Source organism: Streptomyces sp. NPDC016309 (assembly GCF_043077235.1).
Classification (GTDB): Bacteria; Actinomycetota; Actinomycetes; order Streptomycetales; family Streptomycetaceae; genus Streptomyces.
Genome location: NZ_JBIBSG010000005.1, coordinates 234,373 through 252,914, shown reverse-complemented (window position 1 = coordinate 252,914; position 18,542 = coordinate 234,373). Strand labels below are relative to the sequence as shown.

At 71.6% G+C, this 18,542-nt stretch carries 23 protein-coding genes and 1 tRNA gene; 18 read left to right on the top strand and 6 right to left on the bottom strand.

Annotation, left to right across the window (positions count from 1 at the left end; genetic code table 11):
• Window positions 1–51: 51 nt before the first annotated feature.
• Entirely contained in the window at window positions 52–1,692 is a 1,641-nt protein-coding gene (locus ACF068_RS14815; RefSeq protein WP_392274618.1) for a beta-N-acetylhexosaminidase, read from the bottom strand.
• A gap of 183 nt (window positions 1,693–1,875) precedes the next feature.
• Here ACF068_RS14815 and ACF068_RS14810 point away from each other — a divergent pair, with 183 nt between their 5' ends.
• The 3 genes from ACF068_RS14810 (at window position 1,876) to glmS (ending at window position 4,963) form a co-directional block, all read left to right on the top strand.
• Window positions 1,876–2,742 carry a DUF4429 domain-containing protein gene (locus tag ACF068_RS14810; RefSeq protein ID WP_392274617.1) on the top strand — a complete coding sequence of 289 codons (867 nt, stop codon included), beginning with the start codon at window positions 1,876–1,878 and terminating at the stop codon, window positions 2,740–2,742.
• A gap of 75 nt (window positions 2,743–2,817) precedes the next feature.
• Window positions 2,818–3,093 (top strand): hypothetical protein, encoded by a 276-nt coding sequence (locus tag ACF068_RS14805; RefSeq protein ID WP_392274616.1) that lies wholly within the window; start codon window positions 2,818–2,820, stop codon window positions 3,091–3,093.
• Window positions 3,094–3,145: 52 nt separating this feature from the next.
• Window positions 3,146–4,963, top strand: coding sequence for a glutamine--fructose-6-phosphate transaminase (isomerizing) (gene glmS / locus ACF068_RS14800; protein ID WP_392274615.1), 1,818 nt, complete (start codon window positions 3,146–3,148; stop codon window positions 4,961–4,963).
• A gap of 100 nt (window positions 4,964–5,063) precedes the next feature.
• Here the strand turns inward: glmS and ACF068_RS14795 are convergent, their stop codons facing one another.
• Together ACF068_RS14795 and ACF068_RS14790 are read right to left on the bottom strand one after the other, a co-directional pair.
• Window positions 5,064–5,648 carry a GPR1/FUN34/YaaH family transporter gene (locus ACF068_RS14795; protein ID WP_392274614.1) on the bottom strand — a complete coding sequence of 195 codons (585 nt, stop codon included), beginning with the start codon at window positions 5,646–5,648 and terminating at the stop codon, window positions 5,064–5,066.
• 285 nt (window positions 5,649–5,933) lie between these two features.
• Window positions 5,934–6,455 carry a universal stress protein gene (locus tag ACF068_RS14790; protein WP_392274613.1) on the bottom strand — a complete coding sequence of 174 codons (522 nt, stop codon included), beginning with the start codon at window positions 6,453–6,455 and terminating at the stop codon, window positions 5,934–5,936.
• Window positions 6,456–7,234: 779 nt separating this feature from the next.
• Between ACF068_RS14790 and ACF068_RS14785 the strand changes: the two genes are divergently transcribed.
• The 5 genes from ACF068_RS14785 to ACF068_RS14765 all read left to right on the top strand — a co-directional run bounded on the left by ACF068_RS14785 (window position 7,235) and on the right by ACF068_RS14765 (window position 11,378).
• Window positions 7,235–7,555, top strand: coding sequence for a hypothetical protein (locus ACF068_RS14785; protein ID WP_392274612.1), 321 nt, complete (start codon window positions 7,235–7,237; stop codon window positions 7,553–7,555).
• A 377-nt stretch (window positions 7,556–7,932) separates the two neighbouring features.
• Window positions 7,933–9,153: a helix-turn-helix domain-containing protein gene (locus ACF068_RS14780; RefSeq protein WP_392274611.1), complete on the top strand. Its 1,221-nt coding sequence runs from the start codon at window positions 7,933–7,935 to the stop codon at window positions 9,151–9,153.
• Window positions 9,154–9,260: 107 nt separating this feature from the next.
• A complete protein-coding gene (orn, locus tag ACF068_RS14775) occupies window positions 9,261–9,860 on the top strand; it encodes an oligoribonuclease (RefSeq protein ID WP_392274610.1) in 600 nt (199 codons plus the stop codon).
• An 84-nt stretch (window positions 9,861–9,944) separates the two neighbouring features.
• Window positions 9,945–10,017 (top strand) — tRNA-His (locus ACF068_RS14770).
• Between the two features lie 110 nt (window positions 10,018–10,127).
• A complete protein-coding gene (locus ACF068_RS14765; protein WP_392274609.1) occupies window positions 10,128–11,378 on the top strand; it encodes a tyrosine-type recombinase/integrase in 1,251 nt (416 codons plus the stop codon).
• A gap of 1 nt (window position 11,379) precedes the next feature.
• Here ACF068_RS14765 and ACF068_RS14760 read toward each other — a convergent pair whose 3' ends face one another.
• From ACF068_RS14760 to ACF068_RS14750, 3 genes are all read right to left on the bottom strand, one after another.
• Complete coding sequence (locus ACF068_RS14760; RefSeq protein ID WP_392274608.1) at window positions 11,380–11,802, bottom strand: hypothetical protein; 423 nt, start codon at window positions 11,800–11,802, stop codon at window positions 11,380–11,382.
• 9 nt (window positions 11,803–11,811) lie between these two features.
• Entirely contained in the window at window positions 11,812–12,258 is a 447-nt protein-coding gene (locus ACF068_RS14755; protein ID WP_392274607.1) for a hypothetical protein, read from the bottom strand.
• A 173-nt stretch (window positions 12,259–12,431) separates the two neighbouring features.
• Complete coding sequence (locus ACF068_RS14750; protein ID WP_392274606.1) at window positions 12,432–12,866, bottom strand: hypothetical protein; 435 nt, start codon at window positions 12,864–12,866, stop codon at window positions 12,432–12,434.
• Window positions 12,867–13,133: 267 nt separating this feature from the next.
• Here ACF068_RS14750 and ACF068_RS14745 point away from each other — a divergent pair, with 267 nt between their 5' ends.
• The 10 genes from ACF068_RS14745 (at window position 13,134) to ACF068_RS14700 (ending at window position 18,505) form a co-directional block, all read left to right on the top strand.
• Window positions 13,134–13,424, top strand: coding sequence for a helix-turn-helix domain-containing protein (locus tag ACF068_RS14745; RefSeq protein ID WP_392274605.1), 291 nt, complete (start codon window positions 13,134–13,136; stop codon window positions 13,422–13,424).
• Entirely contained in the window at window positions 13,424–13,690 is a 267-nt protein-coding gene (locus ACF068_RS14740; protein WP_392274604.1) for a helix-turn-helix domain-containing protein, read from the top strand. The genes ACF068_RS14745 and ACF068_RS14740 overlap by 1 nt, the downstream gene beginning before the upstream one ends.
• 80 nt (window positions 13,691–13,770) lie before the next feature.
• A complete protein-coding gene (locus tag ACF068_RS14735) occupies window positions 13,771–14,046 on the top strand; it encodes a hypothetical protein (protein WP_392274603.1) in 276 nt (91 codons plus the stop codon).
• Window positions 14,043–14,537 (top strand): hypothetical protein, encoded by a 495-nt coding sequence (locus tag ACF068_RS14730; protein ID WP_392274602.1) that lies wholly within the window; start codon window positions 14,043–14,045, stop codon window positions 14,535–14,537. Before ACF068_RS14735 ends, ACF068_RS14730 begins: the two co-directional genes overlap by 4 nt.
• Window positions 14,538–14,625: 88 nt before the next feature.
• On the top strand, window positions 14,626–15,003 hold the full coding sequence (locus ACF068_RS14725; RefSeq protein WP_392274601.1) for a hypothetical protein: 378 nt from the start codon (window positions 14,626–14,628) through the stop codon (window positions 15,001–15,003).
• Window positions 15,000–15,881: a hypothetical protein gene (locus tag ACF068_RS14720; RefSeq protein ID WP_392274600.1), complete on the top strand. Its 882-nt coding sequence runs from the start codon at window positions 15,000–15,002 to the stop codon at window positions 15,879–15,881. The genes ACF068_RS14725 and ACF068_RS14720 overlap by 4 nt, the downstream gene beginning before the upstream one ends.
• A complete protein-coding gene (locus ACF068_RS14715; RefSeq protein WP_392274599.1) occupies window positions 15,881–16,993 on the top strand; it encodes a hypothetical protein in 1,113 nt (370 codons plus the stop codon). Before ACF068_RS14720 ends, ACF068_RS14715 begins: the two co-directional genes overlap by 1 nt.
• Window positions 16,990–17,694 (top strand): 3'-5' exonuclease, encoded by a 705-nt coding sequence (locus tag ACF068_RS14710; RefSeq protein WP_392274598.1) that lies wholly within the window; start codon window positions 16,990–16,992, stop codon window positions 17,692–17,694. Before ACF068_RS14715 ends, ACF068_RS14710 begins: the two co-directional genes overlap by 4 nt.
• On the top strand, window positions 17,691–18,281 hold the full coding sequence (locus ACF068_RS14705) for a hypothetical protein (RefSeq protein ID WP_392274597.1): 591 nt from the start codon (window positions 17,691–17,693) through the stop codon (window positions 18,279–18,281). The genes ACF068_RS14710 and ACF068_RS14705 overlap by 4 nt, the downstream gene beginning before the upstream one ends.
• Entirely contained in the window at window positions 18,248–18,505 is a 258-nt protein-coding gene (locus ACF068_RS14700; protein ID WP_392274596.1) for a WhiB family transcriptional regulator, read from the top strand. The genes ACF068_RS14705 and ACF068_RS14700 overlap by 34 nt, the downstream gene beginning before the upstream one ends.
• Window positions 18,506–18,542 lie beyond the last annotated feature (37 nt).

The following is an 18,542-nucleotide window of genomic DNA, read 5'->3' as shown; positions in this document are numbered from 1 at the left end:
CGGCCGGGGCGCCGGACGGAGTACGGTCCTCCGTCCGGCGCCCCGGCTTTTTCACCGGGTCCGCCACGGCACCTGCGGCGACCGGTGGAAGCCGACGCCCAGCGCCTCCAGGCGCGGGCCCTGGCCCGCGAGCCGCTGCCGGTACGCCTCCCAGTCGTGCGAGGCGGCCGGGGACCAGCCCAGCTCCGCCGCCCCGAGCAGCCGGGGGAAGGCCATCGTGTCGAGGTGGGCGTCGGTGGAGAGGGTCTCCGTCCACAGCGGCGCCTCGACGCCCCTGACGGCGGCCGCGGGGACGCCCGGAAGGTAGGAGCCCGGGTCCCAGTCGTAGGCCCGCCGCACCTCCACGTACCCGGCCCAGGACAGGCCGAGCGGGGTGTCCTTGGTGTACTTCATGTCCAGGTAGAGCCGGTCGGCGGGCGACAGGACCAGCCCGGTGCCGTTGCGCGCGGCGCTCGCCACCCGTGCCTTCTCGGCACCGGACGTGCCGTCCAGGCCCCAGTACTGGGCGAGGGCGCCGTCGGCGGGACGTGCGCCGGTGAGCTGGTGCCAGCCGATGACGGTCTTGCCGTACGCGGCGACGACCGCCTGGACCCGGTCCATGAAGGCGACGTAGTCCTCGTGGCCGGTCGAGTGCGCCTCGTCGCCGCCGATGTGGAGGTACCGGCCGGGAGTGAGGGCGGCCAGCTCGCGGACGACGTCGTCGACGAAGTCGTACGTGACGTCCTTGCCCACGCACAGGCTGCTGAAGCCGACCTCGGTGCCCGTGTAGAGGGGCGGGGCGACGCCGTCGCAGTTGAGCTCCGCGTACGAGGCGAGCGCGGCGTTGGTGTGGCCGGGCATGTCGATCTCGGGCACGACCTCCAGGTGGCGCGAGGCGGCGTACGCGACGATGTCGCGGTACTGGTCCTTGGTGTAGTGGCCGCCCGGCCCGCCGCCGACCTGGGTGGAGCCGCCGTGTCGGGCCAGGCGCGGCCAGGAGTCGATGGCGATGCGCCAGCCCTGGTCGTCGCTGAGGTGCAGGTGCAGCTTGTTGATCTTGTACAGGGCCAGGTTGTCGATATAGCGCTTGACCTGCCCGACCGTGAAGAAGTGCCGGGACACGTCGAGCATCGCGCCCCGGTAGCCGTAGCGGGGGGTGTCGGTGATCGTGCCGCCCGCCACCTGCCAGGGGCCGGGTTGCCAGGTGTCCTTCTCCACGGCGGCGGGGAACTGCTGGCGCAGCGTCTGGACGCCGTGGAAGAGCCCGGCGGGCTCGCGGGCGGTGAGGGTGACGCCCCTCGGGCCGGACTCCAGCCGGTAGCCCTCGTCGCCGAGCGCGGTCTCGCGGCCGCTGAGCCGCAGCCGGATGCCGCCGGTGCCGTCGTCGTCGGTGACCGGCAGGGCGTAGCCGGTGGAGGGCCGCAGCACCTCGGCGAGGTAGGTCGCGACACGGCGGGCGCCGGCCGCGCCCGCGTCCACCCGGATCCGGGTGCGGGCGGTGAGGGTGTACGGGCCGCCGCCGGGGCGTACGGAGGCGGGCACGGGCACGACGTCGCCGAGCGGCCGCACGCCGGGCGCGGCGGCGGGTGCGGCGGGGGCCTCGCCGGGCGGGGTCCCGCCGGGCGCGGCGCCGGTCCCGGCGATCCCGGTGGCGATCACGAGCAGCAGCGGGCCGAGGAGGCGGAGGCGGGAGGACGTCGCGTGCTGTCTCACTCTCACAGGCTGGATCCCTTCACGGGGCGTCGCGACTGTGGGGCCGGTGCAACGTAACGGTCCCCATCCGTACCGCGCGCCCCGGTGCCGGTCAAGGCGCGGACCGTTTCCGGGGCGGCCTCCCGGGCCGGTACCGGGTGCCCTCGGGACGGGTCGTCGTCGCGCGGTGCCAGAATCCTCGGCATGACGGAAATCATCCAGAAGGACGGGACCTGGAGTTTCGACGGGGACGTCATACGCGTCGTGCCGGGCGGCGACAAGAGCGTGGGTCTGCTGCGCCGGACGCTCGGCGAAGTCGTGGTGCCCCTGGAGGCACTGGCCGGGATCTCGTTCGAACCGGGCAAGAAGGCGGGGCGCCTGCGGCTGCGGCTGCGGGACGGCGCCGATCCCCTGCTCCAGGTCGCCGGGGGCAGGCTGCCGGAGGGGTCCGACCCGTACCGGCTGGCGGTGGCCAACGACCGCAGCGGAGTGGCGGAGTACTTCGTGGACGAGGTGCGGCACGCGCTGCTGCTGGAGCAGGTGGGGACCGGTCCGGTGGACACGTACCTGCTCCCCGGTCCCGCCCTGCCGATCACCGTGGGCGCGGGGGACGGCACGGTGACCTTCGACGGGGAGCGCGTCCGGCTGGAGTGGAACTGGAAGACGGAGGAGTCCAAGTCCTCCGCGGGCGACCGCACCCTGGCCCTGGCCGACGTGCGGGGCGTGGAGTGGCTGCCGGCCTCGGGGCTGGAGAACGGCTACCTGCGCTTCCGGGTGGGGGCCGGGACGGCGGCCTCCCTCCCGGCGCCCAAGTACGACCCGCACGCCGTGGAGCTGTTCGGCTTCCGCAAGGACCCGCTGATGGCGCTGGCCGGGGCGGCCGTGGTGGCCCGGCTGCCGCACCCGAACGCCCCGGCGGTGCCGGCGGCGCCGGCGGCGGAACCGACGGCCGCCGCCGACCATGACGTCCTGCTGCGGCGGCTGCGGGAGCTGGGCGATCTGCACCGGACCGGCGTCCTCACCGAGGAGGAGTTCACCGCCGCCAAACAGGCCGTTCTCAAGCAACTCTGACCAAAAAGGACAACAGCCTGCCCGATATCGGGCAGGAATGTTGCCATCCGTATGCCCGTCCTTCAATATCTACGAGTGCTCGAACACCGCCCGTCGCACGACGACCTCATCGACCACCTGGTCCGCAGCACCGCGCTCCAGCGCGGTGAGGCCGCCCGGGTGGTGCTCGACGTGCTGGCGTACTTCGACGAGACGACGGAGGAGTTCGTCCGCCGCCGCCACCGCGAGCTCCAGTCCGGCGGCGAGGTGAACTCCACGATCTTCGAGCGCATCGCGGCCGAACTGCCGCACCGCGCCGTGGCGCCACCGGAGCTCTCGCTCCGGCAGCTGCGCCGCATCGTCTACGGCTGAGAGCGCCCGGGACCGGGCACACACCCGCAATCATTCGGAGGGGCAACACTTTATGTGCGGAATCGTCGGTTACATCGGTAAGCGTGACGTGGCTCCGCTGCTGCTGGAGGGTCTGGCACGGCTGGAGTACCGGGGGTACGACTCGGCGGGCATGGTGATCACCAGCCCGAAGTCCACCGGTCTGAAGATGGTCAAGGCCAAGGGCCGGGTCCGTGACCTGGAGGCCCGTGTCCCCAAGCGCTTCACCGGCACCACCGGCATCGCCCACACCCGCTGGGCCACCCACGGCGCCCCCAGCGATGTGAACTCGCACCCGCACATGGACCCCGAGAACAAGGTCGCGGTCGTCCACAACGGCATCGTGGACAACGCCCTCGAGCTGCGCGCCAAGCTGGAGGCGGAGGGCGTGGTCTTCGCCTCGGAGACCGACACCGAGGTCCTCACCCACCTGATCGCCCGCTCCCAGGCCGAGACCCTGGAGGAGAAGGTCCGCGAGGCGCTCAAGGTCGTCGAGGGCACGTACGGCATCGCCGTCATGCACGCCGACTTCAACGACCGCATCGTCGTCGCCCGCAACGGCTCCCCGGTCGTCCTCGGCATCGGCGAGAAGGAGATGCTCGTCGCCTCCGACATCGCCGCGCTGATCGCCCACACCCGCCAGATCGTCACCCTCGACGACGGCGAGATGGCCACCCTCAAGGCCGACGAGTTCCGCACCTACACCACGTCGGGCACGCTGACCACCGCCACGCCCGAGACCGTGGAGTGGGAGGCCGCCTCGTTCGACATGGGCGGCCACGACACGTACATGCACAAGGAGATCTCGGAGCAGCCCGACGCCGTCGACCGCGTCCTGCGCGGCCGCATCGACGACAAGTTCTCCACCGTCCACCTCGGCGGCCTCAACCTGGACGCCCGCGAGGCCCGGGGCATCCGCCGGGTGAAGATCCTCGGCTGCGGCACCTCGTACCACGCCGGCCTGATCGGTGCCTCGCTGATCGAGGGCCTGGCCCGCATCCCGGCCGACTCCGAGCCGGCCTCCGAGTTCCGCTACCGCAACCCGGTCGTGGACCCCGACACCCTGTACATCGCCGTCTCGCAGTCCGGCGAGACGTACGACGTGCTGGCCGCCGTGCAGGAGCTGAAGCGCAAGGGCGCCCGCGTCCTGGGCGTCGTGAACGTGGTGGGCTCCGCCATCGCCCGCGAGGCCGACGGCGGCGTGTACGTGCACGCCGGCCCGGAGGTCTGTGTGGTGTCCACCAAGTGCTTCACCAACACGGTCGTCGCCTTCGCGCTGCTCGCCCTGCACCTGGGCCGTATCCGCGACCTGTCGGTCGCCGACGGCAAGCGGATCATCGAGGGCCTGCGCAAGCTGCCCGCGCAGATCCAGGAGATCCTCCAGGGCGAGGAGGACATCAAGAAGCTCGCCGCCGAGTACGCCGACGCCAAGTCGATGATGTTCATCGGCCGCGTCCGTGGCTACCCGGTCGCCCTGGAGGCCTCCCTGAAGCTCAAGGAGATCTCCTACATCCACGCCGAGGCGTACCCCGCCTCCGAGCTCAAGCACGGCCCGCTGGCGCTCATCGAGCCGGCCATGCCGACCGTCGCGATCGTCCCGAGCGACTCCCTGCTGGAGAAGAACCGGGCCGCGATGGAGGAGATCAAGGCCCGCAGCGGCAGGATCCTCGCGGTCGCGCACCAGGAGCAGGAGAAGGCCGACCACACGATCATCGTCCCGAAGAACGAGGACGAGCTGGACCCGATCCTCATGGGCATCCCGCTCCAGCTCCTCGCCTACCACACGGCCCTGGCCCTGGGCCGGGACATCGACAAGCCGCGCAACCTGGCCAAGTCCGTCACCGTGGAGTAGTCCCGGACGCGGGCGACCCCCGGCGCGTGCCATCAACGCGCCGGGGGTCGCCCCTTTCCGTACGGCCGGTGCCGCCCCCGCACCGGCCCCTGTGGCCGCTTCAGCCGGTGGCCGTCACACCCCGGCCCGCGGCGCGCCCCGCGAACGTCGGCCACTTCGCCAGCGACGCGGTGGCGCCGTACCAGGCGGCGAGACCCGCGACCGCGGCGGTCCAGCCGCCGATCCGCCCGAGCACGGAGGCGTCGGCGAAGGCGCCGATGCCGGAGAGCAGCAGGGAGACGGTCAGCAGCCCGTACACGCCCTGCCCGAGCGGCCCGCCGCCGGAGGCGGCCGCCGTCATGCTCAGCGCCAGCAGCGCCCACAGGACCAGGAACAGCCCGCCGGCCTTCGCCGATGTCCCGGCACCCACGCCGGTGCCCCAGGCGAACCAGAAGGCGCCGAGGCCCGCGAAGGCGGTGCCGGTGCGGCCGTCGCCCTCGCGCAGGGCGAACAGTCCGGCGGCGAACAGGGCGACTCCGCCGACCCAGGTCGCCAGTGCCGCGGCGTCCGCGGCCGTGACGCCGTCGATCACACCGGCGCCGCCGATGCCGAACGCCAGCAGCGTCAGGCCGAGTGCGAGGTGGCCGAGAGTGGAGGCGGTGGAGCCGGTGCTTCCGGCGCTTCCCGCGGAGACGTCGTTGTCCACGGCGGGCTCCCTTCAAGCTCATGTGCGGTCGTACTGCTTCCCAGCCCTCCGGATATACCCTTCACAAGCGCGCAATCCACCTCCCGAGGGCCTTTATCCGGCCTGGCGCAAGGGGATTTGACGCCGTATCACCGCCGGAAGACGGCGGAGCCGCGGACCAACGGCGGAGCCGAGGGACGACGGGGGCCCGAGGTACGAAGGGGGCCTGAGGGGCGAAGGGGTCCCGAGGGGCGACGGGGTCCGGGGGGTACGGCGGACTGCCGACTGCGGACCGCGGACCGCGGACTAGGGGATGACGACGACCGGCCGCTGGGCCCGCCGCGCCAGCCGTCCGGCGACCGAGCCGAAGACACGGCCGACGAGGCCGTGCGTCGAGCCGACCACGATGGCGTCGGCCGAGTACTCCCGGCCGACCTCCTCCAGCTCGTGGCAGATGTCACCGCCGCGCTCCACGAGGATCCACGGCACCTCGGAGAGGTAGTCCGCGCAGGCCAGCTCCAGGCCGAGCACCTCGGTGCGGTGGTCGGGCACGTCGACGAAGACGGGCGGCTCGCAGCCGGCCCAGACGGTGGTGGGCAGCCGGTTCGCCACGTGCACGATGATCAGGCCGGAGCCGGAGCGCCGGGCCATGCCGATGGCGTACGCGAGCGCCCGCTCGCTGGAGGTCGAGCCGTCGAAGCCGACGACCACTCCGTGCCGGAACGCGGGATCGCAGGAGTGGCGTGTCTCGTCCGCCGCGAGGGGGTCGACCGGGGAGTCGGCGACCTGCCTGCGGTCCGCGGGTTCAGGGATTTCGTGACCGGCCATCGGTGTCTCGGCGAAGAAGGTCCTCTTGGGAGGGAGCAGGGGTACGACGGTTCGCGGGGGAGCTCTGTCCGGGAAACCTCTTCCCCACCCCATACCCCCAAGGGTACGGCGACACTCCTCCACTGCCCAGTGCCCGCCACCCTGCCGCGGCGGTCACACGGCGTTCCAGGGAGCATGCACGAGCCCGCCCGGTATGGCAATGCCGGATGCCCCTTACAGCGGTCCGCCCCCGCCGCGCCCGAGCCTGGGCCCCGCCCGGGTGCGCCGGGGCGGGAGCCGGGGCGGGAGCCGGGGCGGGAGCCGGGGGCGGCTGCCCCCCGCGCCGGTGCGGGCCCACCCGCCGTACCCCGACCGCCACCGCGCCACCGCCCCGGCCGCCATGCCACCGGCCCGGCCCCGGCCCCACCGCCCTCGCCTCCATCGCACCGTCCTCGCCCCGTCGCGCACCCCTCGCCTCCGGCCCGGCCGCTCACGTGCGGGAACGGCGACCTGCCGGGGGCCCGGCAGCGGGAGGGGCGCGCGGCCGGAACCTTCCGGGGGGCTCGACAGGGGCGTTTATCATGCCGACCGACCGGTACCCGGTGGAGCCCGTCCGCGCCCCTGTGCGCCCCTGCGCGCCGGCCCGCGCCCGCGCACCCCCGGCCTCCGCGTACCGGCGAGCGACCCCGGCCGGGCCGCCCCGGGGCCCGCCATCCGGGCGCGGGGGGCAGTGACCGGGGCGGCCGGTTGTCGTTGGCCACTCGGTCCGACCGGTCATACCGCAGCCCCAGGGAGCATCCGTGCCCGTACGCCCGCCCGCGCCCGCCCCGTCCTCCGCGTCCGAGTCGGCGAGCGACGTGGTGCGCTGGGCCGCCTTCAGCTGCGCCCTGGTACCGGTGGTGCTCCTGGTGTACGGCACCTCCGTCGGGGGCTCGGCGGGCACCGCCGTGGGGCTGGCCGCCGTGACCGCCGCGTGCCGGATGCTGCTGCGCCGCCCGGAACGGGCGGCCGAGGAGAACCGGCGGCGGACCGTCCCACAGCGGGGCGGCCGGCACTCACGATCCGGGGCCGGGGCGTACCGCGGAGGCCGTCACGACGGGAGGCGCACGTCCGGAGACTGACGTGTTCGCACATCCGCACCCGTATGTTTTCAGCCAACTTCGGCGACCTGGCCATTCCTTGCCAGAATGGCCTGCCAACCCCCTTGTCACCAGGAAAGAAAGGACCGCGAGGGCGGCTCGCACCCTACGCGGATGGGCCATGCGCGTGAGGCGCACTTCCCTGCGGGCCCCGCGAGTGGAACGCTTCGTGATCGAATGCTTCGCGCCAAGTTGCCTTGTCGACATAGTGCCGGATGCGGAACTTGTCACTCCGGCGCCACGGGACACAGTAGATTCGATCATGACTATCGAAGACTGGGGACTCGTGCAAAACCGAGGGGAAACGTGCAGGAGCGACAGGACCTAGGAGACGCGAACACCGAGGGGGGCTTAGCGTCATGAGCCAGGACTCCGCCGCACCGGAGACCGGACGCAAACTGTCCGGACGGCGCCGCCGCGAGGTCGTCGCAGTACTGCTGTTCAGCGGCGGCCCCATCTTCGAGAGTTCGATTCCACTTTCGGTGTTCGGGATTGACCGCCAGGACGCCGGAGTTCCGCGCTACAGGCTGCTCGTCTGCGCGGGAGAGGACGGACCGCTGCGGACCACCGGCGGACTCGAACTCAGCGCGCCGTACGGGCTGGAGGCCATCAGCCGGGCCGGCACCGTCGTCGTACCGGCCTGGCGGTCGATCACCTCGCCGCCACCGGCCGAGGCGCTCGACGCGCTGCGCCGCGCGCACGAGGAAGGGGCCCGCATCGTCGGCCTGTGCACCGGGGCGTTCGTGCTCGCGGCCGCCGGTTTACTCGACGGGCGGCCCGCCACCACGCACTGGATGTACGCGCCGACGCTCGCCAAGCGCTACCCGTCGGTCCACGTGGACCCGCGGGAGCTGTTCGTCGACGACGGAGACGTACTGACCTCCGCCGGAACGGCGGCCGGCATCGACCTCTGCCTGCACATCGTGCGCACGGACCACGGCACCGAGGCGGCCGGGGCACTGGCCCGCCGGCTCGTCGTGCCGCCCCGGCGCAGCGGCGGGCAGGAGCGGTACCTCGACAGGTCGCTGCCGGAGGAGATCGGCGCCGACCCACTGGCCGAGGTCGTCGCGTGGGCGCTGGAACACCTCCACGAGCAGTTCGACGTGGAGACGCTCGCGGCCCGCGCGTACATGAGCAGGCGGACGTTCGACCGGCGCTTCCGCTCGCTCACCGGGTCGGCCCCGCTCCAGTGGCTGATCACGCAGCGGGTGCTCCAGGCCCAGCGGCTGCTGGAGACGTCGGACTACTCGGTCGACGAGGTGGCGGGCCGCTGCGGCTTCCGCTCCCCCGTCGCGCTGCGCGGGCACTTCCGCCGCCAGCTCGGCTCGTCGCCCGCCGCGTACCGGGCCGCCTACCGGGCCCGTCGTCCCCAGAGCGACCCGTCGGGTCCGTCGGGGCCGCCGGCCGTCGTGGAGTCGCTGGTGCCGTCCCAGGTGGCGTCGGCGGCGAGGCGGGCGGCCGCGGCCTCCGCCGCGACCGGCCCGTCGGCGACGTCCGCCGTCCCGGCGGAGCACGGCAAGCCGCACGCGGACGCGTTCGGCGGCAGGGCGGCCCTGCCGGGCCAGCGCAGCGCACCGTAGCGACCACGTCACGAACACGGCGTACCGCCTTTTGAGAGGGGCGGCCGCCCGGGGGGCGCCCGTACGAGGCGCGTCCCCCGGGCGGCCGCCCCTCTAAGGTAGGACGCATGAACGATCGCATGGTGTGGATCGACTGCGAGATGACCGGGCTCTCGCTGACGGACGACGCACTCATCGAGGTGGCCGCGCTGGTCACCGACTCGGAACTGAACGTACTCGGTCAAGGGGTGGACATCGTGATCCGCCCGCCGGACGCGGCGCTGGAGACCATGCCGGACGTGGTGCGCCAGATGCACACCGCCTCCGGCCTCCTGGACGAGCTCGCCGCCGGCACGACCCTCGCCGACGCCGAGGAGCAGGTCCTCGCCTATGTGCGCGAGCACGTCAAGGAACCCGGCAAGGCCCCGCTGTGCGGGAACTCGGTCTCCACCGACCGCGGGTTCCTGCTGCGCGACATGCCGACGCTGGAGGACTACCTCCACTACCGGATCGTCGATGTCTCCTCGGTCAAGGAGCTGGCTCGCCGCTGGTACCCGAGGGCGTACTTCAACAGTCCGGAGAAGGCCGGCAACCACCGCGCGCTCGCCGACATCCGCGAGTCCATCGCCGAGCTGCGCTACTACCGCGAGGCGATCTTCGTCCCGCAGCCCGGCCCGGACTCCGACACCGCCAAGCGCATCGCCGCGCGCCACGTCCTGCCCGAGTAACCCGCCCGCCCGAAAGGCGGGAGCGAGCACCCTCTCGGACCCTGTACACTTTTTCTCGGCCGGTCGGGAAAAAGACCGGTCGTGGTGGGTATAGCTCAGCTGGTAGAGCACCTGGTTGTGGTCCAGGATGTCGCGGGTTCGAGTCCCGTTACTCACCCTGAACGATCAAGGGCTGACCTGTGAAAACAGGTCAGCCCTTCGTCGTGCCCAGAAGTTTGGGAACACCGTGGGAACACAGACCGGCTGAACCGGTCGTATCGTCTGCCCATGGCGAGCATCGTGGAGCGGCCCAAGAAGGACGGCACCAGCACTTTCCAGGTGCGGTGGCGCCAGGATGGGCGGGTACAGACGGAGAACTTCAGCGAGGGCCCCGCGGCCGAGACGTTCAAAGGTCTCGTTGAGGCGCACGGCAACCGGTGGCCGCATGGGTGGGTGCGCGGCAAGGGGTTCGTGGACGAGCCGCAGATCCCTGGGGACGTGCCGTTCACGGACTACGCGACGCGCTACGTCGACCGGCTCACGGGCATCGATGAGCGGACCCGCGAGGACTACCACCGCGAGGTCCGTATCCACCTGGCGCTCCTCAAGCACACCGACGCCGCCGGGCGCGAGCACGAGGCGACGATCTGCAACCTCACCCAGGACGACGTCACCGACTGGGTCCGAATCGAGGAAGCAGGCGAAGCGGACCCAGCCGACCCGGAGAAGTGGCTGCGGCGGCCGGCGGACCCGAAGAGCATCGCGAACCGCCACGGGCTGATGTTCTGCATCGTCCAGGCCGCCATCGACTCCGAGCCGCAGCTGAGGACAGCCAACTGCTGCAAGCGCACCAAGCTGCCTCGAGTGGACGACCACACCGACGAGGAGATGACGTTTCTCGAGCGCGACGAGTACCAGCGCATCGCCGCCGAGATCAAAGATCCCGATGCGCGGGACCTGGCGGACTGGCTCGTCGGCACAGGGATGCGCTGGGGCGAGGCAACGGCGCTGAAGGTGAGCGACCTCAACCTGACCACGGAACGGCCGTCAGTCAGCGTCCAGCGGGCCTGGAAGAAGGCCAAGAAGGGCGCGCCCGGCGGCGCGTTCTACCTGGGGCCGCCCAAGACGAAGAAGGCTCGCCGGGTGCTCCGCCTGTCCCCCGCGCAGGTTGAGGTAGCGCGGCGCCAGTCGACCGGTCGGCGGCCTGATGACTTCCTGTTCCGGGCGGCGATGGGCGGGGAGTGGCGCCACGCGAATTTCTACAACCGGAAGTGGATGCCGGCGGTGGCAGCGGCGGTCGCGAAGGGGCTGCCGAAGAAGCCGCGTATCCATGATCTGCGTCACACTCACGCCTCATGGTTGATCGCATCTCGGATCCCGCTGCCGGCGATTCAGATCCGGCTGGGTCACGAGAGCATTCAGACCACGGTCGACCGGTACGGCCACCTCGAGCAGGGCCTTGATGACGACATCGCTGCCGCCGTGGAGGCCGCCATGGGGGCCCCTTCGCCCCGCTCGAGGCTGCGGTCGGTCGGGTAGGTCAGGCGACCGCGTGGCCGGCGTCTCCACCGGCCTCGCGTGGCACCCACACCTGGGTACGCACCATGCGGGTCAGCAGCAGGGTCAGCTCGGCAACGAGGAGCGGTGTGGCGTGTCCCTCGCGGATGACCCACTCGGCCCGGCCGGGCTTCTCGAGCGGCACGCACACGGCGCCGCCGGGGAGTGCCTCGGGGGGCATCAACTGCCAGCCCGCGTGGACGATGCGGCAGGGATGGGCGCGGTCGGAGTCGGGCAGGTGCTGCCACCGGCTGTGCCCCGTGCGCTGTATCTCCTCCATGAGGATGCGGGAGGCGTGGCCCGGACGGATGATCACGACGGGGAGGTCGGAGTTCGCCCCTGGGCAGAGGCTGGCGACTTGCTCGGGGGCGAGGTAGTCGCTGCTGGCCGCGAAACGGTAGCGCATTGGCCCCCCTCAGATGCCGGTACGAGTGTCGCTGTCGGTCCAGCGCTGGACCCAGACCCCGGAGCGCACGAGTTGCGTGAGCATGTCGCTCATTTCCCGCACCAGGTCCTCGCTGGCCTCTCCGGGCCGGATCAGCCAGGTGTGTCGGCCCGGCTCTTCGAGCGGCATGCACAGGATGCCGGTGGGCAGGTCCGGCTCGAGGCGCCAAGTGGCCTCGATCAGGCGCTCGGGGTGGTGTGTGGCCTCTGCGGTGTCCTCCAGCCGCACCCACTCAGCGAGGGCGAGCATGGACGTCTGTTCTCGTTGGATGGCGGCGAGGAACGCCGAGGTGGCATGGCCAGGGCGTACGACCACGGTGGTGACGCCCGGTTCATCGATGATGGTCACCACACGGCCCGGCGGTATCTCGCCATCCTCGGCGAAGCGGTAGCGAGCCTCGGTCACCTTGTAGGTCATGCGTACAACCCTCCCGTGCCTGTGGCGCTCACCGCAAAAGGCATGCCAGTTCGAATGGCGTGCCAGCGGAGCGCCAGGTTCCGCCCCCCAGGCGGAGCACCATCATGCACAAGCGGCAGGCGTTTTTCACTAAGCGGAAGCGAAAGATTACAGCCGACCGGTTTTCGGCCAGGCTACGTGTTCTTCCAACTCTCCATCAGGCGTAGAACTTTGACCTGATCCTCTTCGCTGAGTTCCTCAAAGTGATAGATCATCGTCCGCACGCGCTCATCGGGGGTATACACCGCATCGCGGTCGAAATACTGTGCAGCAGCTGCATCTTGAAGCAAGCGGACATTCAGGCGTAGGCCGGCCGCGAGCGCGCGCAACTCGGCGGCCCCGGGGGCCTTGACCCGCTCACCGTTGATCAGGTTCTGGAGGGTTCCCCGCGTCCAGAGCGGCCCATGGTTGCGCTCCTCTGCGGGTTGCAGCTCGGGCTCCGGGTCGATGCAGCGAGCGGCGAGCGCCCGCACGCTGACACCCAGCTCATCTACGCGCGCCCTTACGAGGTCGGCGAGGTCGGTGCGCCTCCCCGACGAGCCGGTTGGTCGGGTCGTCTCGTCGGTCATGATCGTGTCCCCGTCTCCAGGTCCTGTATGGCGAGGTGGCCATGTGGCCACTGTGGCACTAGTGAGGTACCCCCAGCTCAGCGTGCCACCGTGGCCTACTTCATGGTCACAGTGTCTAGGTACTTAGCCAACCCTCGCCACCCCACGCTCCCACCTTGACCGAATCATCACGAAAACTCGTTGACCAAAAAACTGGACACACTGACCAAGTCGCTGGCAGTGTGTGAGTGACCAAGAATTTGGCCAACGCGTCAAGGGGCTGCACTCATGGACCCTGCACAGCGATACCTGCTGTTCAAGCCGGAACGACTGGCGCTCATCATGGAGCGCACCGGGGCCGGCGTCGAGATTTCCGGGCGTGAGCTGGCCGCCCGCGTGGGTGTCTCCCACGGCACCATCCAGAACCTGCTCAACGGCACGACCCGCACCACGTCCGAACGGGTAGCGCAGCGCATCTGCCAGGTCACAGGCGTGGATCTGCTCGTTCTCTGGGCGCCCACCGGCCGCTCCGTCCCGGCTGACGAGCCCAACGAGAACAAGACAGGGGCGGGGGCGTGATGCGCCGCTACACCTACCCCGAGGCCGCCGAGGCGCTGCGAGTCGAAGAACGCTGGCTGCGCCGCAACATCAAGCGGCTGCCGCACTCCAAGCGCGGCCGATGCGTCGTCTTCACCGAGGCGGACCTGGAGCGCATCGACCAGCTGACCCATCACGAGCCGACGACGGGGCCCTTGTCCATCGCCTCGGCGCCGGCCTCCGGCGCCCACCCCCTGGCGCACCTGCGCCCCCTGCCGTCGCGCGGCATGGCCGTACGCACCGGCTGATCAAACGCCGCGGGGCCGCTCCGACTTCCCGGCCTGAGCGACCCCCGGATCACCTCATCACACGAGAAATGAGGCTCACCGTGAGCATCACTGTACCCACGAACATTCCGACCGGGGACCGGCGAACGCGCGCCGTCACCGGCATCATCATCCCCGCGCAGCCGGTCCCGCTCGTCGACCGTGACGGCGACGTGTGGCACCCGACCGGCGAGACGACGGCGGACGGGGAGCAGGTGCTCCACTGCCCGGCGCCGGCCGCACCAGAGGACCAGGGCGACGGCCCGTCGTTCCCCTGGACGCTGCGGGCGCTGGAGCTGGCGTTCGGCCCGCTGCGCCCGATGGGCGGTGCGGCATGACGATGTCCCGGGGCGCGATGGCCGCGAAGCGCGTGATTGACGAGGCGTGGCAGCACGGTACGGCGTACGACCTGTCCTCCCAGGCCGCGTTCGCGCTGGAGTCGGCGGGGCTGCTCCAGTCCCCGGAGGCGGCGGTGGAGACCGCGCGGCTGCGGGCCCGGGTTGCGGAGCTGGACGGCCTGTTGGTCCGCGTGCGGGACCTGCTGCCGCGTGACCGGTGCATCACCGAGGGCCTGCCGAACGATCTGGCGGCGGCGCGGGCGGAGTACGGGGCGTGGGAGCTGGTGGCCGAGGTGCTCGGCGTGCCGCTGCCGTACATGCCGGCTCCGGAGCCGATCCCGTACGCGCTGACGGGGGCCGCCGCGCTGGTTGCGCCGCTGGAGGACCCGCACGAGTCGCCCCTCCACCACGACTACCGGACGCCCCGCGACCTGCCGCAGATGGCCGCGGAGATGCTCGCCGATCGCTACCCGACCAAGGGGGCGTCGTGATGTGGCTCTGGCTCTACCCCTTCACCGCCGTTGTCGGCCTGGTCCTGGTGTGGCTGGCCATCAACCTCGACTCCGACCTGGAGACCCGATGAGCACCGACCGTACGCCCGTCGACGGGCCGTTCCGCATCCACGTCGACGCCACCCCCGGCGGCGCCCGACTCGACGTGTCGCACTACCTGGCCACCGTGATCCTCGGCATCGCGTCGGCCGCCGAGGAGGACCCGGAGGGGCTGCTCGGCGAGCTGACCGACCTGGCCGGTCTCGCCCGGCAGGCCGCGCACCAGGGCCCGGACTCCCACGCCGCGCACGAGCGGGACGCCCGCGTCGAGGAGCTGCTCGCCGAGGTGGCGGGTGAGGGGCACCTGCCGGTGTACGAGGAGCAGGTCAACCGGCTGGCTCACGCTCTGCTGCTGACGGTCCGGCCCCGGCCGGTGCCGCACCAGCGGGAAGCGGGTGCCGCATGACGACGACCGCGCCGGCCGGGGCTCAAGCCCCGGCCGCCGGCCCAGACCGCATCCCCCGCCCCTCACAGGGCTGGTACCGCGATCCCGAGACCGGCCAGAAGCTTCGCCGCGTCACCACCATCCTCGGCCAGGGCTACCCGAAACCGGAGCTGGTGTTCTGGGCGGCGAACCTCACCGCCGCCGACGCCTTCGCCACGCTTCCTTCGCTCGTCTCCGCTTCCCTGCGGCCCGCCGAGCGGGAGGCCGCATACGACTGGCTCCGCAAGGGCCACATCCGCAAGAAGGACGAGCGCGGCGACATCGGCAGCGCTGTGCACGACCTGGTGGAAGCCCACGTCCTGGGCGAGCCCCTGCCCGAGGCTCTGCTCAACGACCCCGACATGGCGCCGTACCTGGAGAACTTCCTCCAGTTCGTCGCCGAGTGGGACGTCGTGTTCGAGGCGTCGGAGATGACCGTAGGGAACTTCGCCGACGGGTGGGCCGGGAAGCTCGACTACCTGTTCCGCTCGGCCCCGATCGCCGACCGGCTGCGGGTGCCCGCCGACACGCTGTTCATCGGCGACACCAAGACGGGCGGCGAGCTCGACGAGAAGGGTGTGTACCCCGAGGCCGGGCTCCAGATGTCGGCGTACCGCCGCGCCGAGGTGGCGTGGCTGCGGGACGGCTCGAAGGTCCCGATGCCGGCCGTGCACTCCACCGGCATCGTGCTCCACCTGCGGCCCGAGGGGTATCGGCCGCACCCGCTTCTGTGCGGTGACGACGTGTACGAGGCGTTCCTCCACGTTCAGCAGGTCGCCGAGTTCAAGCGGGTCTTGTCCAAGTCCGTTGTCGGCGAGGCCCTCGCGCTGCCCGCCACCACCGAAGAGAGGGCCGCCTGATGCCCATCATCGACCTCCAGCGCCGCATGCGTCAGCTCGGCGAGATCCGCATCGGGCACGTCGTGTCCGGCGTGTCCAAGAAGGGCACCGCCTACACCCGTCCGGCGAAGCTGAACCACTTCCGCTTCACCTCCCCCTCGCGGGAGATCCTCGCGTCGGTCGCCGCCCTGTACGGCGGGGAGGTGCAGCCCTGGACCCCCGCGAACGGCGGGCCGTCCGAGTTCGAGGTGTACTCCACCACCAACCGCCTCCCCGTCCTCATCCCGCCGCAGAACGCCGTGTCCCAGTGGTACGAGCTGTACGCCGGATCGAAGTGCCAGCGGCGATGCGACGGCGTCACCGAGCACAAGGCCGACCGGCCGTGCATGTGCAACCCCGAGCGGCGGGACTGCTCCATCACCACCCGCGTGAACGTGATGCTCCGCGACGTCCCCGCGCTCGGGCAGTGGCTCCTGGTGTCCAAGGGCTACTACGCCGCCGTGGAACTGCCGCCAGCCGCCGAGCTGCTGGCTCAGGCCGGTGGGTACGTCGCCGGGTGGCTTGGGATGGAGGAGAAGCTCGTTCAGCGGGTGGAGGGCCCGGCCCGGTTCATGGTGCCGACGCTGGACGTGGAGATCACCCCGGCCGCGCTGATGGAGGGGCAGATCACCGGCGCCCCGGCCGCCGTCACGGCTGGCGAGCGCCCCGCGATCGAGGCCGCCGCGGCCCCGGCGGGCCCTCCGAGGGACTACCTGCTGGAAGCGAAGCAGGCGGCCACTCAGGGCGAGGTGCTGGCCATCTTCCAGGCAGCCAAGAACGCTGGCGCTCCGGTCGCCTACCAAGAGCAGATCAAGGCCATCGGACTGAGCAAGCCGGCCGCTGCGCAGAACACGCCACCTGCTCACCACGACTCAGTGCCGGACGAGGACGGCGCCGTCGACGCGGAGATCGTCGGGGACGACGACGTCGAGGACATCTGGTTCCAGATCATCGCGGCCGCTGGCCCGCTGGGGCTGACCACCGAGCAGGTGGAAGCGCAGTTCGCCGAGCAGAACAGCGGGCAGCGCCCGGCGACGGCGAGCGCGGCCCGGCTGCGGGAGTTCCTCGCCGCGCTGAAGGCGGTGCGCTCGTGAGCTGGCACACCGACCGCCTGTGCGGGTTCGACCTGGAAACCACCGGCGTGGACGTCGAGCGGGACCGCATCGTCACCGCGTGCGTCGTCCAGTGCGGTGGCGGCCAGCCGACGGCGTCCGCCACGTGGCTCGTCGACCCGGGCGTCGACATCCCCGAGCAGGCCGCGAAGGTCCACGGCATCACCACCGAGCGGGCCCGCGCTGAGGGCCAGCCGGCGGCCGAGGCGGTCGGCGAGATCCTCGCCGCGCTCGGGCAGGTCATCGCCAGCGGTGTCCCGGTCGTGGCGATGAACGCCCGGTATGACCTGACGCTGCTGGACCGCGAGGCCCGCCGCCACGGCCTCGACCCGCTGCCCGCCGACTTCCCGGTCGTCGACCCGTACGTCCTCGACAAGGCATACGACCGGTACCGGCGCGGCTCCCGCAAGTTGGTCGACCTCTGCGCCCACTACCAAGTGCCGATCGGTGACGCGCACTCGGCCGACGCCGACGCCATCGCGGCGTGCCGCGTCGCCTGGCGCATGGGCCAGCGGTTCCCGCAACTCGCCCAGTACGAGCTGCACGAGCTGCACAGCGCGCAGCGCGGGTGGGCCGCCGAGCAGGCCGCCAGCCTCCAGGAGTACCTGCGCCGGAAGGACCCGGCCGCGCACTGCCCCACCGAGTGGCCCCTCATCCCGCACCAGCGAGAGGACGCGTCATGACGCAACTCACCCTCCAGACCCCCGCGGCCGGGCTGACCACCCGCCCGGCCGCGGCCGGGGCCAGGCCCCTCGTCATCGGCCTGGACCTGTCCCTCACCTCCACCGGCGTTGCCGGCGTCGACTGGGCCGAAGCGCTGAAGTCGCGCCACAAGGGACACCGGCGCCTGTCCTGGCTGCGCTGTGAGATCGCCGACCGCGTCCGGAGCGCTGACCTCGTCGTCGTCGAGGGCCCGTCGTTCGGGCACGGCGCACAGGCCGGACACCACGAACTCGGCGGGCTGTGGTGGATGATCACCCACGATCTGTGGCGCCGTGACCTGCCTTACGCGGTGTGCCCGCCGAAGGTCCGCGCGGTGTACGCCACCGGCAACGGCAGCGCCAGCAAGGGCGAAGTTCGCGACGGGGTCCGCCGCCTGTTCGGTGTCGAGTGCGATGGGGCCAGCCGGTACGACAAGGCCGACGCCGTCACCATGGCGTGCCTCGGCGCCCACTGGCTCGGCTACCCGGTCGCCGACGTCCCGGCGACGCACGCCCGCGCACTGACGAGCGTTCAGTGGCCCGAGACCATCCCGGCGGTGGCCCGGTGACCGGCTTTCCCCTCGACCAGGCCCTCTGCGCCCAGACCGACCCGGACGCCTTCTTCCCGGAGAAGGGCGAGTCCACCCGGACCGCCAAGGAGACGTGCATGGCGTGTGAGGTGCGCGTCCAGTGCCTCGACTACGCGCTGAGCCACGGCGAGCAGTACGGCGTGTGGGGCGGCCTGTCGGAGAAGGAGCGGCGCCCGCTCCGCCAGCGGAGGGCCGCCGCGTGAACCTCCCCGACCGCCCGGCCAACGGGCTCCGCCTCCT